Below are 15,181 nucleotides of genomic sequence, written 5' to 3' on the forward strand. Positions count from 1 at the left end.
CGGTTCGACACAACCAGGAAACGGAAGGGCGGCGACGACGCGTCCTTGACGGACCGACCGACCCGAGCGATAGTGATGGGCGTCACAACGCTTTGACGCCAAGGCTTCTGGAGGTCGAGACCTCGTTCTTCGGTGAAATGTTAGCGCTAACAGTTGATGCGACCACGAACAAAGGAGTTCACCTATGGTCTTTCGACCATGGCCGTCGCGTGCCAGAAGGACGCTGCTGGCGGCGGGCGCTGCGACCGCGCTCGCGATCGGCGTCGTCGTCGGAACGGCTTCCTCGTCCCAGGCGGTCACGCAGGGGCCCTGTGACATCTACGCCGCGGGCGGCACCCCCTGCGTCGCCGCCCACAGCACCACCCGGGTGCTGTTCGGCACGTACAACGGCCCGCTGTACCAGGTCAGGCGCTCCTCGGACAACACGACGAAGGACATCACCCCGGTCGCCGCGACCGGAGTCGCCGACGCGGCGGCGCAGGATTCCTTCTGTGCCGGCACGACCTGCCTGATCACGGTCATCTACGACCAGACCAGCCGCCACAACAACCTCACCCAGGCGCCGCCCGGCGGGTTCTCCGGGCCGGCCCCCGGCGGTTACGACAACCTCGCGAACGCGACCGCCGCTCCCACCACGGTCGGCGGACACAAGGCGTACGGCGTGTTCATCCCGGCCGGCACCGGCTACCGCAACAACAACACCAACGGTGTCGCGACCGGTGACCAGCCGGAGGGGATGTACGCGGTCTTCGACGGCACGCACTACAACGGCGGCTGCTGCTTCGACTACGGCAACGCCGAACGCAACAGCCGCGACAACGGCAACGGCACCATGGAGGCCATCTACTTCGGCAACATCAAGGTCTGGGGCTACGGCACCGGGCCCGGCCCCTGGGTCATGGCCGACCTGGAGAACGGCCTGTACTCCGGGACGAACGCCGGCTACAACGCCAACGACCCGACCGTCAACAACCGGTACCTGACCGCCATCATCAAGGGCGAGCCGAACCACTGGGCCATTCGGGCCGGCAACGCGCAGTCCGGCGGCCTGTCCACCTACTACAACGGACAGCGGCCCAACGTGTCCGGCTACAACCCGATGCGCAAGGAAGGCGCCATCATCCTCGGCACCGGCGGCGACAACAGCATCGGCTCCGCCGGCACCTTCTACGAGGGCGTGATGACGTCCGGCTACCCGTCGGACGCCACCGAGAACGCGGTGCAGGCCAACATCACCGCAGCCGGATACGGGACCGGTGGCGGCGGAACAAGCACCGGGCCGCTGCACGCCGTGGGCGCCGGCAAGTGCCTTGACGTGCCGAACTCGACCACCACACTGGGCACGCAGCTACAGATCCACTCCTGTAGCGGCCAGTCGAACCAGACCTGGACACACACCTCCTCGAACGAGTTGACCGTCACGGTCGGCGGCACCACGCTGTGCGCGGACGCGTACGGCCGGGGGACCAGTTCGGGGACGAAGGTCGCGACCTGGTCCTGCAACGGCCAGACCAACCAGCAGTGGAACGTCAACTCCGACGGCACGGTCACCGGCGTCCAATCAGGACTGTGCCTCGATGTCACCGGCGCGTCCACCGCCGATGGCGCTCTGGCCGAACTGTGGTCCTGCAACGGCGGCAGCAACCAACAATGGACCCTCGGATAGTCCGGTAGGAACCACGGCACCCCGTGCGGGGGTGGCGGGTGGCACATGCCCACCCGCCACCCCCGCATGTCCACAGGTCCACCCTCGTGCGCGCTTGTTAACGCATAACGAGCTCACTACAGTGCTTTCTGGGAGCGTTCCCAGACTGCGAGCGCGGTATGTCATGACACCTCGACGAGGAGGATCCGGATGACACAACGGATGTGGCGTGCGCGCCGTACCAGATGGCTGGCCGCCGCCGTCGCCCTGGCGACGACGGCCGTCGGTATCGTGCTGTCCCAGCCGTCGGCCGCGGCCCCCCTGACCGGCAACGCCACCCACTTCGACGGCCTCGGCGCTCCCTACGGCGGCTGCGGCCTGCCCCAGGACGTCCTGGACTCGCAGGACTTCGTGGCGCTCAACGTATACAACACGCCGGGCGACTATTCCTTCTACCCCCGGCCAATCCCACCCGCCCAGGCCAGCAAGATCGGCCTGTGGGACAACGGTCGCAACTGCGGGCGGTTCGTCCAGGTGACCATCGGGGACTTCTGCACAGGAACCAACGACGGCGCGGCAGGACAGCCGTTCTGCCGCAACGGTTCCTGGGTCGGCGACAAGTACAACGGCGCCACGCGGACCATGGTCGTCGCCGACAGCTGCGGGGACACCAACGCCTGGTGCCGGGACGACCCCAACCATCTGGACCTCTCCACCGCCTCTCTCAACAGGTTCGTCAAGGACGGCGTCCCGGTCGGCGACATGGACCCAGCGCACTGGAACAATCGGCACATCAGCTGGTCGTACGTGCCCAGCCCGAACTACACCGGCGACATCCACCTCGGCTTCCTCCAGGGCGCCCAGCGGTACTGGACGGCCATCGCGGTCTCCCACCTGCCCAACGGCGTCCACGGGGTGGAGTTCCTCGGCCCGGACGGTGCCTGGCAGCAGGCCAAGCCTGACAGCGACATGGGTGAGGCGTTCCTCATCGGCCCGACGGCCACCGCGGGGACCTCTTATCAGATCCGGGTTCGCGACGCGTCCGACGCGCCGCTCAACAACGGCCGGGTGTACAGCTTCTCGTTGCCCGGCCAGTGCGCCAACGGCTGCTCGGCGGCGTACACGGGCACCGACTACACCACTAGTGACGGCGGTGGCACCACCACCACGCCGCCCACCACCACGACCACCACCACCCCGCCACCGACGGGCGGCTGTTCGGCCACCTCCACGGTCACCAGTTCCTGGAACGGCGGCTACCAGCTGGCGATCACGGTCACCAACACCAGTTCCAGCGCGATCACCGGTTGGGGCACGTCGTTCTCCTTCCCCGGCGACCAGCGGGTCAACAGCTCGTGGAACGCCGTGGTGACCCAGTCCGCCAGGGAGGTCACCTCGGCCAACCAGCCCTACAACGGGGCGCTGGCCCCTGGCGCGAACACGAGCTGGGGCGCTGTCGTCAACGGCAGGTACCAACCGGTCGACGGGCTCACGTGCACGGCGCGCCCGTGACCCGCACATCGGCCGCCCCGCTTGGGGCGGCCGGTGTGCGGGAACGACTCACGGAAATCTACTGGAAGGTCCACTTCTGGTTGTCGCCGGTTCCACACGACCAGAGGATGATCCTGGTTCCGTTGGCGGTGTTGGCGTTCGACGCGTCCAGGCACAGTCCGGACTGGACGCCGGTGATCGTGCCGTTGGAGTTGACCGCCCACTGCTGGTTGGCCTGACCGTTGCAGTCCCAGATTACGACCTGGGCGCCGTTCACGGTGCCCTGGTTGTACGCGTCAAGACATTTGGTGCCGTTGTAGACGGTGAGCTGTCTGCCGGCCGAATAGGTCAATCGCTGGTTGTCCCTGCCGTTGCAGTCCCACAGCTGTGCCTGGGTGCCGTTGGTCGTCGCGGAGTTGTTGATGTCCAGGCACCGATGGGACTGAAGGCCGACGATCGCGCCGGCCTTCGGGCCGCCCGGCCCCTCGGTTCCGGTCACGGTCAGCAGGACGGCCTCATGTGCGGGCACGTTCACCGTGTAGCTCGTGGTTCTGCTGCCCACATCCGTCGCCGTCCAGACATTGCGGACCGACGCGGCGGCGGCAAGGCCCAGATCGGCGAACCGAACCACGATGTCGCTGGCGGAACCAGTCCGGTTGAGCGCGACCACCGCACGGCGGCCGGTTCCGGCGAGGACCTTGCTGTACACCTGGCTGCCAGCCTGGTCCTCGGCCACCTTCACACCCTGACGACCCAAGGCGTCCTGGTCGATGGCGACGACCTCCTTGTTGGCCAGGATGTCCCTGGTCTCGGTGGTCATGGTGGCGATGTTGTTGCCGGCCAGCAACGGCGCGCCGGAGATGGCCCAGAGGCTCAGGTGGCTCTGGTTCTGTGCTGCGGTGAACCCGGGCATACCGACCACCAACATGTCGGGGTCGTTGTAGTGTCCGACGTTCTGTGCGGCGGGATGCTGGGCGGAGTCGAAGTTGGCCAGCACCCGGTCCATGGACGGACGCTGGCCCCAGTAGATGATGTCGCCGCTGGTGCGCCACATCGTGGACATCCCCGGCGCCCAGTCCCACGGGTTCTGCGCACCCCAGTCGCACACTGACAGCACCATGGGATGACCGGTCTGCGCGGTGGCTCGGCCGATCGCATCGCTGATGGCCTGGTAGGTGCTCCTCGGGTCAAGGTGTTCGGCGTTCCCACCGCACCAGTCCACCTTGACGAAGTCGAACCCCCACGTGGCGAACTGACGGAAGTCCTGGTCGTAGTGGCCTTCGCTGCCGGAACCTGGTGCCGCGGGACGCCCTGTCGGGTAGTAGTAGCCGCAGCCGTCCCGGCCCGCGTCGGTATAGATCCCGGCCTTCAGGCCCTTGCTGTGGATGTAGTCGGCGACGGCCTGCATGCCGCCAGGCCATTCCCTGGTGTCCACGGTGATGTTGCCGGCCGAGTCGCGGGTACCCTGCCACCAGCCCTCGTCGATGTTGACGTACTGGTAACCGATGCCCTGGAGTCCACTTGAGACGATCGCGTCGGCCTGCGTTCTGATCACATCGTAGTTGATCTGGGCGGCGAAGCTGTTCCACGACGCCCAGCCCATGGGCGGCGCGGCGACCGCCTGGCTCGTGGCCGCACCGGCCGGCCGCACGTCGGCCCCGGACACGGGTGCCGGACCGATCGACAGGCCGGCCGCAGCCATCAGGAGCCCCGTCACCGCCGCAACAGGTATACGCATCACTATCGGTTCCTTCGCGAGGTCAGCCGAGAGTCCACTGCTGGTTGGTTCCTCCGTTGCAGGTCCACAGCTCGACAAGAGTGCCGTTCGCTGTGGCGGCTCCGGTGACATCCAGGCACAGCCCGGACTGGACCCCGGTCACGGTGCCGTCAGCGTTGACGAGCCACTGCTGGTTGGCCTGGCCGTTGCAGGACCAGATCACGACTTTCGTACCGGGACTTGTCTGGTTGCCGTAGGCGTCGAGACACATCGTCGAGCCACCGCTGTAGACGGTGAGCCGGTTGTCCTGGGTGTGCGTCCACGTCTGGTTCGCCTGGCCGCCGCAGTCCCGGATCGCCGCCTGCACTCCCGGTGTGGTCGAGGAGTTGGGCACCTCGAGGCACTTGCCGGCGCCCACCGCCCGCATCGGCCCCGTCGTCGAGCCCCCTCCCCCGGTGCCGCCGGCCACCCGGTACATCACGACCCCGTGGGCGGGGACCGAGGCGCTGATGGCGCTGGTCGTGCTGGCGGTGGCGCCGGACCACAGGTCGGTCAGGGTGTAGCTGGCGGCGCCGGTCTTGCCGATCGCGTTGACCGTGGTGGAGATGGTGGTGGCCGAGTTGCCCTCGTTGAACAGCGCCACGGACACGTCACCGTTGGACAGCGGCTTGGCCAGCACGTCCCGGCCACCCGACGAGGACACCATGGTGCCCTGCTTGCCGAGCGGGTCCTGGTCGACCGCGATGACCCTGGAGTTGGTCAGGATGCTCAGCGTGGTCGCGCTGGCCGCGGGAATGTTGGTGCCCGCGATCAGCGGCGCCGCCATCTCGGCCCAGAGGCTGAAGTGAGCGCGGTCCTCGGTGGCCGACATGCCGTTGCCGATCTCCAGCATGTCCGGATCGTTCCAGCCGCCGGGGCCGGCGTACTGCGCGAGGCCGACGTTGCTGTGGAAGATCGACAGCATGCTGTTGTAGTTCGGCTGGATGTCGCCGGTGCTGCGCCAGCTGTTGCCGACGTTCGGGCCCCAGGTCCAGACGCTGTCCTGACCCCAGCTGCACAGGCCGTACAGGATCGGTCGGTTGGTCGCGGCCAACGCGTCGCGCATCGCGGTGTACCGCTGCTGCGCGTTGACGCCCTGGTTGTTGCAGTTGTCGTATTTCAGGTAGTCCACGCCCCACGCGGCGAAGCTGTTCGCGTCCTGGCGTTCGTGACCGAGACTGCCCGGGTAGCCGGCGCAGGTGGCGGTGCCGGCGTCCTCGTAGATGCCGAGCTTGAGCCCGAGCGAGTGGACGTAGGCGGCGGTCCCGGAGATACCGTCCGGGAACTTCGCCGGGTCCGGCACCAGGTTGCCGTTGCCGTCCCGGTTATGGGTCAGCCAACAGTCGTCGATGTTGACGTACTGGTAGCCGGCGGCCTGCATCCCGTTGTTGTGCATGGCCGATGCGGTCGACTTGATCAGCGACTCGGAGACGTTGCAGCCGTAGGCGTTCCAGTCGTTGAAGCCCATCTGTGGCGTCCGCGCCAGGCCGTTGCCCAACGCCTGCGCGGGTGCCGACGTGACGACGGTGACCACAGCTGTCGCCGCCAACGCCATCGCGCCAGCCATCGCAAGGTGGCCGAGTCGCGCCACCCATGACCTGCTCAGGAGTCTCATCGTTGGTTCTCCAGGAAGAGTGTGCGGGCGTGTTTCCTGCTACGAAGGGCACATCCACGAAGGTGACCGCACGGTGTCACCCGAGGTTCCACTGCTGGTTGCTGCCGCCATTGCAGGTCCACAGTTCGACCAGCGCCCCGTTGGCCGTGGACGCCCCGGTCACGTCAAGGCACAGGCCGGACTGGGTGCCGGTGATCGTGCCGTTGGCGTTCACATTCCACTGCTGGTTCGCCTGACCGTTGCACGACCAGACCACCGCCTTGGTTCCCGGGCTGGTTCCCTGGCCGTAGACGTCCAGGCACAACTGGCCGCCGGAGAGGGTGAGCTGACCAGACGAGGTGCGGGTCCAGGTCTGGTTGGAACCGCCGCCGCAGTCCCAGATCCGCGCCTGTGTGCCAGCGGACGGACTCGACGCGTCCAGGCACTTGCCCGCGCCCACCGCACGCACCTCGCCGTTCGTGCCGGTGCCGCCGGCGTGGTAGCCGGCCGCGACGATGTTCGCCTGCACCGCGTTCTCGGTTGTGTCGGACGGGTAGCCCGAGACCACGGCTCCTTCGTAGAAGGTGCCCGCGCTGAGGTTGGCGCCCCCGCCGGGTTTGCAGCAGTCACCGCCGCTGCCAAGGACGATCGCTCCCTGCTTCTTCATCGGGTTGTAGCCGGGCGGAAGCGCGCCGTCCCACAGTGTCGTCGGGCTGCCCGACTGCGCGTTGCTCCCCTTGATCGCGAACCGCGACGTCCCGTTGTTCTTCAACATCGCCGTGACGTACTTGTCGGGGAAGGCTCGCTGGTTCGGGTTCCAGGACTGGCTGCCACCCGGGTAGAGGCCCCACTCGAGGTCCGCCTGGACCCAGGGACCGGTGCCGGCGCATCCGCCAAACCAACACTCGGTGCCGAAGTTGATCGCGTCCATGGCACCGGCCGCGTCGGCCTTCCTGGTCGTCTCACTGTTGCCGTAGTCGAAGCAACAGCCGCCGTTGACGTGCGTGCCGCTGGTCACCATGTACATGCCCTCCGGCGCGGTGCCGGTTGGCACGCCCGTCAGGTGGCCGTCGCGCCAGTAGCTGTTGCCGGCGTTCAGATAGAGCGAGTACGCCTTGCTGCCACCGACCGTCAGCGACTCGGACGTCGCCTTGGCTGGGCTGCTCTGGCTCGACCCTGGGACCGCGCTGGATCCCTGGTACCACAGGTCGTTCCCGTGGCCGGACTGGTCGTACACCACCGTGATGACGCAGGAGGTGCCAGCACAGAACGAGTCCTGCGCCGCCGCGTTGGCGGCGCCGCCCGCGGCCAGGACGCCGACGTCCCTGCTCGAGCCGTCCGACGCGCGCCTGACCTGGTACAGGTTGCCGCTGTAGGCGCCGTAGAGCGCGCGCACCGTGCTGTGCGCGGCCACGCAAGGCGTACCACCCGAAGCGTAGATGTCGCACGTTCCCGTACCGGCCGCCGCTGCCGGAGCCGGGAACGTCGACACCGCTGCCGACAGCGTGGCGAGCGCCGCCGCCGCAAGCACGCCGACCGATGTCCGCCAACGAGGCACGTGACCGGCAAGGAACACGGATGAAAGCTTCATTGCTCACTCCTTGGTACGGCTTGCTCTGGTCGGAGCACAGGTGGCCGCCATGCCGGAGTCCACAAGAGACAGTCGCATCCTCGTGTCAGCACGGCCGCCAACTGGTGTTAGCGCTAACAGCTCGACATGCTCGGGTCCTGTCGTTCGACGTCACCACAATGCCCAAGGTCCCAGCCAGGGTCAACCCTCTGCCCATGCAGCGCGATGTATCGAACCCATTTGCCGCTGTTCACGTTCACATTAAGAAATAATTCGGTCAGAAGGACATGAATCGCCCACGTCTTGGCAAAAGATCTTTGGAATAGGCCTGCTCATACTCTTGACTTCGCGCTGCCCGTCCGGCTGTCATGAATAGCCGGACGCCCCTCGCCGCCGCAGGGTGACGACCGCAGACCGCCGTGGACCCGCTCGACCAGCGGTGCTCCCGACATGTCAGACGTTTCCAGACAGGCTCGTCTTCCTTCTGTCCCAACGTTTCCTCGTCGCCGGGATGTTTTGCCGGCGACGGTTCAAGCTCGACTTCACTGAGTCCCTGCACCTCGACCGGCGCACCCGCCCGCCTTCCTACCGAACACCCGTCGAGGCGATGCCGCACCAGCCGACGCGACGACATCGGCACACCCGAACACAAGGAGAGGACAACGATGTCTTCCTGCATCAGATCGGTGATCGCGGCACTTGGCGCGGCGGTCACCGCGTTCGCCTGCACCGCGCTCCTCCCGGCCTCCGCAGGGGCCGCGACCCCTGTCACCATCGCCGTGTCCCCGAACGGGAACGACAACAACCCCGGCACACAAGACCAGCCGGTCGCCACCCCGGCCAAGGCCCAGCAACTGGCCCGAGCCCAGTCCGCCGGCAACGACGTGGTCGTGCAGCTCGCCGGTGGCACCTACCGACTGTCCGCCCCGTTGACGTTCGCCAGCGCGGACTCCGGGCAGGGCGGCCACACCGTCACCTGGCAGGCCGCGGCCGGGCAGACCCCGATCCTGTCCGGCGGGAGCCAGGTCACCGGCTGGACCGTGCAGGACTCCGCCCAGAACATCTGGGTCGCGCCCGTCCCCACCGGCGCGGACTCCCGGCAGGTGTTCGTGGATGGCGCACTCGCCCCACGTGCCTCGATTCCCCTCTCGCGCAACGACGTGCAGGTGACCACCACCGGCATGAACATCACCAACTCCGCGCTGAACTATCTCGCCACACTGCCGCAGCAGAACCGGATCGAGCTGGAGAGCCAGAACTCGTTCACCGACCGGTACTCGCCCGTCGACCACATCAGCGGCACTACGATCGCCATGCAGCAACCAGGTTGGAACAACAACAACTGGGGATACGACACGCTCGCCAAGCCGTTCGGCGGCGGTCAGCTGTTCCTGGAGAACTCGTACTCGTTCCTCACGAGCACCGGCCAGTGGTACCTGGACTCGCAGGCCGGTCGGCTCTACTACAAGGCGCCGTCGGGCTGGGTGCCCGGGAGCCACGACGTCGAGCTGCCGCGCCTGACCTCGCTGCTCCAGCTCGGCGGCACCTACGACAATCCGGTCCACAACATCGCGTTCAGGGGCCTGCACTTCGAGCACACCACCTGGCTCGCCCCGGGTACCTCGATCGGGTACGCCGACCAGCAGAGCGGAACGTTCCTGTCGGCCGCCCACCCCATGCCGGGAGACTTCCTGACCTCCTGCCAGTCCGGCTGCCAGCAGTTCGAGGGCGCGCGCAACGACTGGGCACAGGCACCCGCCGCCGTCCAGGTCTCCGCCGCCACCGCGATCGCCTTCAGCGACAACACCTTCACCCAACTCGGCCAGGTCGCACTTGGCATCGGCAACGACGCGAACGCCCACGCCTCCGGTGTCGGCCTCGGCGCGTCGTCGATCACCGTGGACCACAACACGTTCACCGAGGACTCCGGCGCGGGCATCATCGTCGGCGGCGTGCGGCCCGACGCGCACCACCCGTCGAACGCAGCGATGACCGACAAGGACATCACCATCTCCAACAACACAGTGACCAGGGTCGCCCTGGACTACCGGGAGATGGCCGGCATCCTGTCCACCTACGTCACCCATGCCGTCATCACCCACAACGACGTGTCCAACCTGACCTACGACGGCATCGACGTCGGCTGGGGCTGGGGCGCGAACGACCAGGGCGGCAGCCAGGACTACCGCAACCGCGGCCTGTACAACTACCAGCCCGTCTACACCACCGCGACGACACTGCGGGACACGGTCGTCAGCTACAACCGGGTGCACGGCACCAAGAAGCTCATGCACGACGGCGGGAGCATCTACAACCTCTCCGCCAACCCGGGAAGCTCCATCGACCACAACTACGTCTACGACAACAACCACACGGTCGGCCTGTACCTGGACGAAGGTTCTCGCTACGTGACCCTGTCGGCCAACGTGGTCCAGGACTCCGGGGTGTGGGCCTTCACGAACGCCGGCAGCACCAACAACACCAATGACAGCACCTTCTCCGGGAACTGGTACAACGGCGGCGCGACCAACGTGGCCACCGGCCCGCCGCACAACAACGTCCTGAGCGGAAACGTCCAGGTGGGCGGCACCAACTGGCCGTCGGCCGCACAGCAGGTCATCTCCGCCACCGGCCCGGGGAGCGGCACCGGGCCGGCTCCTGGCGCGATCCGCGCGATCGGCGCGGGCAAGTGCCTCGACGTCCCCGGCGCGACCACCACGGCCGGCACCCAGGTGCAGATCTGGGACTGCAACGGCCAGACCAACCAGTCCTGGACCCGTACCGCCGCAGGCGAACTGACCGTCTACAACGGCGACAGCACCAGGTGCCTCGACGCCTACGGCCGGGGCACCAGCCCCGGCACCAAGGTCATCGTCTGGAACTGCAACGGCCAGACCAACCAGCAGTGGCAGGTCAACGCCAACGGCACGATCACCGGAGTCCACTCGGGACTGTGCCTGGATGTCACCGGGTCTGGGACCGCGAACGGCACGCTGATCCAGCTCGCCACCTGCACCGGCGCGAACAACCAGAAGTGGGCCCTCGGATAGCCACACCGCAAGCACAACCACGCGAACCCACAGCCGCCGCACCGCTCCGCGCCCGGTCCACCCGGCCCCGCGCGGCGACGCTGACCCGGCGTGGAGTCATGTTCTGCGGAAGGGAGTTCCCATCATGTCAGGCGTCAGTCGGTTGTTCCTCGGCCTGCGAACTGTCGCGGTCGCAAGCGCGCTCCTGGTGGCGGGCGGAGTCTCCGCCGTGGTCGCCCCGGCAGCGCACGCCGATGCCTCGATCACCGTCAACGGCGGGTCGTCGGGCCGGGTGTTCGACGGCGTCGGCGCGATCAGCGGTGGCGGCGGCAACAGCCGCCTGCTGATCGACTACCCGGAGCCGCAACGCGGCCAGATCCTCGACTACCTCTTCAAGCCTGGCTACGGCGCGGCCATGCAGATCCTCAAGCTGGAGATCGGTGGCGACACCAACTCCACCAGCGGCGCCGAACCGAGCCACCAGCACACCAGGAGCGACCTCAACTGCGACCGCGGCTACGAGTGGTGGCTCGCCGAGCAGGCGAAGGCCCGCAACCCCGGCATCAAGCTGTACGGCCTCGTCTGGGGTGCGCCGGGGTGGATCGGCAACGGCAACTACTGGACCAACGACTCGATCAACTACCTGACCTCGTGGCTCGACTGCGCCAAGACGCACAAACTGACCATCGACTACCTGGGCGGCCGCAACGAGAAGGGCCGCGACCTCGGCTGGTACAAGAACCTGCGGCCGGCGCTCAACTCGCACGGCTACAGCGCCGTGAAGGTCGTCGCCTCGGACGACGCCAACGGCTGGGGCGTCGCCGACGACGCGGTCCGGGACCCGGCGTTCGCCGCCTCGGTCGACATCCTCGGCACCCACTACGTCTGCGGGTACCGAGGCGCGCAGACCAACTGTCCCAGCTCCGGCAACGCGCTCGCGACCGGAAAGACCCTCTGGGCCAGCGAGAACGGCTCCGACGACTACAACGCCGGGTCGACCGCTCTGGCCCGCGGCATCAACCGCGACTACATCGACGGCAAGATGACCGCCTACATCAACTGGCCGGTCATCGCCGCCGTCACCCCGAACATCCCGTACCCCACCATGGGTGTCGCGTACGCACCGCAACCGTGGTCGGGCTACTACTCGATCGGCAAGAACACCTGGGTGATGGCGCACACCAGCCAGTTCACCTCGCCCGGCTGGCAGTACCTGGACAGCTCCAGCGGCTACCTCAACGGCAACCGCAACAACGGCAGCTACGTCTCGCTCAAGTCCACGAACAACCGTGACTACTCCACCATCGTCGAGACGATGGACGCGAACTCGCCACAGACGCTGAACATCAACGTCACCGGCGGACTGTCCACCGGCCAGGCGCACGTGTGGGCCACCAACCTGCGCTCGAACAACTCCGCCGACTTCTTCCTGCACAGCACGGACATCACGCCGAACGGCGGGAACTACTCGCTGACCGTGCAACCCGGGTACGTGTACTCGATCACGACGACCACGGGACAGGGCAAGAGCACCGCGACCGGCCCCGCCTCCGCCACCATGAGCCTGCCCTACAGCGACTCGTTCGACAGCAACACCACGGGTACCGAAGCGAAGTACCTGATGGACATGCAGGGCGCCTTCGAGGTCGCCGGCTGCGGCGGCGGCCGCACTGGCCAGTGCGTGCGGCAGATGAGCCCGCAGGCCGCGATCTGGTGGAACGGCCTGTCCGACCCCTACGCCCTGCTCGGCGACCTGGGTTGGCGGAACTACACCGTGTCCTCCGACGTGCTGCTGGAGCAGAGCGGCTCGGCCGACCTGATCGGCCGGGTCACCACGCAGGGCGGCGGCGGCGGGCCGGCCGGGCTCAACGCCTACCGGCTGCGCGTCACGGATACCGGGTCCTGGTCGATCCTGCGCCAGAACGGCACCACCACGGCCACCCTGTCCAGCGGCCGGGTCGCGGCCCTTGGCACCGGGCGCTGGCACGCCCTCGCCCTCACCTTCGCCGGCAGCACCATCACCGCCGGTATCGACGGCGCCACGGTCGGCACCGCGAACGACGGCACGTGGAGCAACGGGCAGGTGGGCTACGGCACCAGCCAGGGTGAGACCGCCCAGTTCGACAACCTGTCCATCACCCCGGGCAGCGGCGGCACCGTCACCGTCGGCCCGATCGTCGGGACCGGCTCCGGCCGGTGCGTCGACGTCCCCGGCGCGACGCAGACCAACGGCACCCAGGTCGAGCTGTGGGACTGCAACGGCGGCACGAACCAGCTGTGGACGGCCAACTCCGCCGGGGAGATCCGGGTCTACGACGGGTCCTGCCTCGACGCGTACGCCCAGGGCACCACCCCCGGCACGAAGGTCGTCATCTGGAGCTGCAACGGCGGCGGCAACCAGAAGTGGTCGATCAACGCCAACGGGACCATCACCGGCGTCCAGTCCGGGCTGTGCCTGGACGTCGCCGGGTCCGGAACCGCGAACGGCGCGCTGATCCAGCTCGCCACCTGCACCGGCGCGAGCAACCAGAAGTGGAACCGGGGCTGACCCCGGACGCCAGATCTCGAGAACAGAGAGGTTCGGAGATGGCCATTTTCCACAGTCGAAGACTGCGCAGAACATTGTTGGCCGCGGCCGCGTCGATCGTGCTCGCCGCCGGCGTGCTGTTCGGCATCGGCACGGCGGCACAGGCCGCGGCGCCACAGGCGTGCGACATCTACGCCTCCGGTGGCACACCGTGCGCGACGGCGCACAGCACCACGCGCGCGCTTTTCGGGGCGTACAACGGTCCGCTGTACCAGATCCAGCGCGCCTCCGATCAGAAGTACCTCGACGTCGGCCTGCTGTCGGCGGGCGGCTATGTCGACGCGGCGCCTCAGGTCGCGTTCTGCGCGGGCACCCGGTGCACGGTCACGAAGATCTACGACCAGACCGCCAACCACAACGACCTGCCGATCTCGTGGGGCGGGTTCTGGAAGGGCCCCGGCCCCAACGGGTCCGACGTCGGCGCGGACGCGATGGCGCTGCCGGTGGCGGTGGGCGGTCACCCTGCGTTCGGGATCAAGGTCAATCAGGGTGTCGGCTACCGGATCGACAGGGCCAAGGGCGTGCCGGTCGGATCCCAGCCGGAGGGGGTCTACATGATCACCTCGTCGAACTACGTCGACGGCACCTGCTGCTTCGACTACGGCAGCGGTGAGACCTCGCACACCGACACCGGCAACGCCACCATGAACGCCATCTACTGGGGCACCGCCTGCTGGTTCGGCAACTGCACCGGCAGCGGCCCGTGGGTGGAGGCCGACCTGGAGAACGGGATGTACCACACCGGCAGCGGGTCCAACAAGGACCCGAACAACCAGGGTGTGCACCATCCGTTCGTCAGTGCCTGGCTGAAGAACAACGGGACCAGCAACTTCACCCTGAAGTACGGCGACGCCACCAGCGGCGGCCTGACCACTCCCTACTCGGGCGCGCTGCCCAACGGGTACTCGCCGATGCGCCTTGACCCCTCGATCCTGCTGGGCACGGGCGGCGACAACAGCCCCACCGGTGTCGGCGAGTTCTTCGAAGGTGCCGTCACCAGCGGCTACCCGACGGACGCCACCGAGAACGCGGTACAGGCCAACATCGCCGCCGCCGGCTACAGCGCCAACGGCGGGGGGCAGACCACCGGCGCGGTGCACGCGGTCGGCGCGAACAAGTGCCTTGACGTCACCGGCGTGTCCACCACACCCGGCACCCAGGTGCAGGTCTGGGACTGCAACGGCCAGAACAACCAGACCTGGACCCGTACCGCCGCAGGCGAACTGACCGTCTACAGCGGCGGCAACGCCAGATGCCTCGACGCCTACGGCCGGGGCACCACGCCAGGGACCAAGGCCATCATCTGGAACTGCAACGGCCAGACCAACCAGCAATGGACGTTCAACGCCAACGGGACCATCACCGGCGTCCAGTCCGGACTGTGCCTGGACGTCACCGGGTCCGGAACCGCGAACGGCACCCTGATCCAACTGGCCACGTGCACCGGAGCGAACAACCAGAAATGGACCCTGAGCTGAACCCGGAAGCAGTCCTGCTGGATTTCCTGGG

At 67.6% G+C, this 15,181-nt stretch carries 9 protein-coding genes; 5 read left to right on the top strand and 4 right to left on the bottom strand.

The window, feature by feature from the left end:
* The first annotated feature begins 184 nt into the window (after positions 1 to 184).
* Together F0L68_RS36435 and F0L68_RS36440 are read left to right on the top strand one after the other, a co-directional pair.
* The gene (locus F0L68_RS36435) at positions 185 to 1,666 is read left to right on the top strand and encodes an arabinofuranosidase catalytic domain-containing protein (RefSeq protein WP_149854456.1); all 1,482 of its coding nucleotides are present in this window, start codon (positions 185 to 187) and stop codon (positions 1,664 to 1,666) included.
* A gap of 189 nt (positions 1,667 to 1,855) precedes the next feature.
* Positions 1,856 to 3,157, top strand: coding sequence for a cellulose binding domain-containing protein (locus F0L68_RS36440; RefSeq protein WP_149854457.1), 1,302 nt, complete (start codon positions 1,856 to 1,858; stop codon positions 3,155 to 3,157).
* A 58-nt stretch (positions 3,158 to 3,215) separates the two neighbouring features.
* Here F0L68_RS36440 and F0L68_RS36445 read toward each other — a convergent pair whose 3' ends face one another.
* From F0L68_RS36445 to F0L68_RS42840, 4 genes are all read right to left on the bottom strand, one after another.
* Positions 3,216 to 4,874: a glycoside hydrolase family 27 protein gene (locus F0L68_RS36445; RefSeq protein ID WP_223199454.1), complete on the bottom strand. Its 1,659-nt coding sequence runs from the start codon at positions 4,872 to 4,874 to the stop codon at positions 3,216 to 3,218.
* 22 nt (positions 4,875 to 4,896) lie between these two features.
* Entirely contained in the window at positions 4,897 to 6,507 is a 1,611-nt protein-coding gene (locus tag F0L68_RS36450; RefSeq protein ID WP_149854458.1) for a glycoside hydrolase family 27 protein, read from the bottom strand.
* A 76-nt stretch (positions 6,508 to 6,583) separates the two neighbouring features.
* Positions 6,584 to 8,077, bottom strand: a complete 1,494-nt coding sequence (locus F0L68_RS36455) for an arabinofuranosidase catalytic domain-containing protein (protein WP_149854459.1) — start codon at positions 8,075 to 8,077, stop codon at positions 6,584 to 6,586.
* A 256-nt stretch (positions 8,078 to 8,333) separates the two neighbouring features.
* Positions 8,334 to 8,786, bottom strand: coding sequence for a hypothetical protein (locus F0L68_RS42840; protein ID WP_188317029.1), 453 nt, complete (start codon positions 8,784 to 8,786; stop codon positions 8,334 to 8,336).
* On the opposite strand from F0L68_RS42840, the gene F0L68_RS36460 reads away from it, so the two are divergent.
* From F0L68_RS36460 to F0L68_RS36470, 3 genes are all read left to right on the top strand, one after another.
* Positions 8,743 to 11,106, top strand: coding sequence for a ricin-type beta-trefoil lectin domain protein (locus tag F0L68_RS36460; RefSeq protein WP_223199455.1), 2,364 nt, complete (start codon positions 8,743 to 8,745; stop codon positions 11,104 to 11,106). The two genes, F0L68_RS42840 and F0L68_RS36460, sit on opposite strands and share 44 nt — an antisense overlap.
* 124 nt (positions 11,107 to 11,230) lie before the next feature.
* Entirely contained in the window at positions 11,231 to 13,633 is a 2,403-nt protein-coding gene (locus F0L68_RS36465; RefSeq protein ID WP_149854461.1) for a ricin-type beta-trefoil lectin domain protein, read from the top strand.
* Positions 13,634 to 13,671: 38 nt separating this feature from the next.
* On the top strand, positions 13,672 to 15,150 hold the full coding sequence (locus F0L68_RS36470) for an arabinofuranosidase catalytic domain-containing protein (protein ID WP_149854462.1): 1,479 nt from the start codon (positions 13,672 to 13,674) through the stop codon (positions 15,148 to 15,150).
* Positions 15,151 to 15,181 lie beyond the last annotated feature (31 nt).

The sequence above is a fragment of the Solihabitans fulvus genome (assembly GCF_008386585.1).
Lineage (GTDB): Bacteria > Actinomycetota > Actinomycetes > Mycobacteriales > Pseudonocardiaceae > Solihabitans > Solihabitans fulvus.